The sequence below is a fragment of the Streptomyces sp. NRRL B-24572 genome, from assembly GCF_002156145.1.
GTDB classification, from domain to species: Bacteria; Actinomycetota; Actinomycetes; order Streptomycetales; family Streptomycetaceae; genus Streptomyces; species Streptomyces vietnamensis.
On sequence record NZ_MWIG01001145.1, the window covers coordinates 1 to 1194 of the forward strand.

At 75.3% G+C, this 1194-nt stretch carries 1 protein-coding gene; it reads right to left on the reverse strand.

Features of this window, described 5'->3' with window-relative positions; all coding sequences use genetic code 11:
- Positions 1-1194, reverse strand: a 1194-nt coding sequence (locus CCN56_RS40900) for a condensation domain-containing protein (protein WP_256962450.1), incomplete at both ends; no start/stop codon positions are given.

A 1194-nucleotide genomic window follows, 5' to 3' on the forward strand; every position in this document is an offset into this window, starting at 1 on the left:
CGCCGCCTCGGCGAGCGGGGCGCCGGCGCCCCGCTCGCCGAGGCGGCGGAGGAGCTGCCGGGGGGTCGGGGCGAGGAACACGTCACGGATCGCGGCCTGGAGCCCCAGAGCCCCTCGGATGCGGTTGGTGAGCTTGCCGGCGAGCAGGGAGTGCCCGCCGAGTTTGAAGAAGTTGTCCCCGGGGCGTACGTCGTCCCGGTCGAGGATCTCCGCGAACAGGCCGTTCAGGATCTCCTCGCGGGGGTCCCGGACGGAGCGGGGCCCGGTCCGCTCGCTCTCGCCCGTGGTGCGGGTCGGCGGCGCCTCGGCGAGGGCCCGGTGGCGGCGGTCGAGGGCGTCGCGCTCGCCGTCCGTGAGGAGCCGGACGCGGCTGAGAGGGGTGCTGTCCCGTTCTTCCGCGAAGGCCGTCAGCGCGCGCCGGAAGAGGGTGAGGAGGAGCCGTGCGGTGTCCTCGTCGTACAGATCCGTCGCGTACTGGAGTCCGAGGAGCACCCCGCCGCCGTCGGCCCTCTCCCGGCAGTGGAAGCTCAGGTCGAACTTGGCGGTGGCCAGGTCCGCGTCGTCGAGGACGGCGGGGACGGTCCCGAGCCGGACGGTCTCGTCCTCCTGCCGGGTCTGCGCGCTCAGCATGACCTGGAAGAAGGGGTGGCGGCCGAGGGAGCGTTCGGGGTTGAGGTCCTCGACGAGGAGGTCGAACGGCAGGTCCTCGTGGGCGAAGGCGACCAGGTCCGTCTCCCGGACGCGGTCCACGAGCGCCCCGAGGCCGGGGTCCCCCGAGAGGTCCGTGCGCAGGGCCAGGGTGTTCACGAAGAACCCGACGAGCGCGTGCAGGTCCTCCTCCGGCCGGCCCGCCACCGCCGTGCCGACCACGATGTCCTCCCCCGCGCCCGCCGCCCGCAGGGCGAGGGCCAGGGCGGCGCGGGCCACCATGAAGAACGTGCCCCGCCGGGCGCGCGCGACGGCGGCGAGGGCCCGGTGGGCTCCGGCGTCCAGCTCGGCCGTGACCACCGCGCCCCGGTGGCTGGGTTCCGTCGGCCGGGGCCGGTCGGCGGGCAGTCGCGTCTCGGCCGGGATGCCGTCCAGGGCCTTGCGCCAGTGGGCGAGTTGTTCGTGCGCGGTGCTGTCGGGGTCCTCGGGGTCGCCGAGCATGTCCCGCTGCCACAGCGCGTAGTCCGCGTACTGGACGGGCAGCGG